The following is a 1063-nucleotide window of genomic DNA, read 5'->3' on the forward strand; positions in this document are numbered from 1 at the left end:
GACCTTGCGTATGCGTTGCGCCACCATGGCGCCCAGCGGCGAAGTCGTCGTCGCCATCCGGCTGGCGAGATGTCCGCCGGCCGAATGTCCGGTCAGCATCAGCGGTCCCTCGACCATGGCCGCCGCTTTGCCGATCGCGGCCGCGACTTCATTGACGATGCCGCCGATCCTGGTTCGCGGGCACAGCGTATAGGAAGGCATGACGACGGCAAAGCCGCGGCCGACAGCGCCGGCGGCCAGATGCGACCAGGATGTCTTGTCCGATTCCATCCAGTAGCCGCCATGGATGAACACGACGAGCCCCTTCGGCGCGGCAGGCGGGAGGAAGAGATCGAACCGGCTGCGCGGCGCCTCGCCATAGACGATGTCGAGCCGCGCCCTGCCCTGCGCCAACAGCTTTTCGCGAAATGCCTGAGCTGGGCCGTCCCAGGCCGCCGGCCAGCGGTCGCCGCCAGCGATGTTCGCGCCGTTGGCGTAGGCGTCATCCCAGTCGACAATGCGGAGTCCCAGCACCGGCCCCTCCTGCGATCTGATCGATTTCGAGTTGTCTTTGTTCGGCATGCCATTCGAAGTCAGGTGACGGCCTCCTTGATCGCATAGCGCGCCTCCTGCCAGGCGCTCGTGCGCAGGATGTCTTCCAGCACCTCGACGGCGGCCCAGACATCCCGGTAGCCGACATAGAGTGGCGTGAAGCCGAAGCGAACGGTCGACGGCGCGCGGAAATCGCCGATCACGCCGCGCTCGATCAAGGCGCGCATCACCTGGTAGCCATGTGGATGGGCGAACGACACCTGGCTGCCGCGCTCGGCGCCGTTGCGCGGGCTTTCTAGCTCGAGACCGAACGCGCCGCATCGAGCTTCGACAAGGCGGATGAACAGATCCGTCAGCGCGACGCTCTTCTCGCGCACGGCAGTCATGTCGACTTCGTCCCAGAGATCCAGCGAACCTTTCAGCGCCCGCATCGACAGCATCGGCTGCGTTCCGCACAGGAATCGCCGGATGCCCGTGCCGGCGGCATAACCCTGCTCGAACGCGAACGGTCGGGCATGGCCCCACCAGCCGC

General features: G+C 66.4%; 1 protein-coding gene and 1 pseudogene. Both read right to left on the bottom strand.

The features are described 5' to 3' along the window. On the bottom strand, positions 1–513 hold a 513-nt coding region (locus EOA24_RS39005), incomplete at its 3' end, for an alpha/beta hydrolase (protein WP_189354637.1). Positions 514–572: 59 nt separating this feature from the next. Beyond that, positions 573–1063: pseudogene (locus EOA24_RS39010) on the bottom strand (kynureninase); the annotation flags it as partial.

It is taken from the genome of Mesorhizobium sp. M2A.F.Ca.ET.039.01.1.1, assembly GCF_003998035.1.
Lineage (GTDB): Bacteria > Pseudomonadota > Alphaproteobacteria > Rhizobiales > Rhizobiaceae > Mesorhizobium.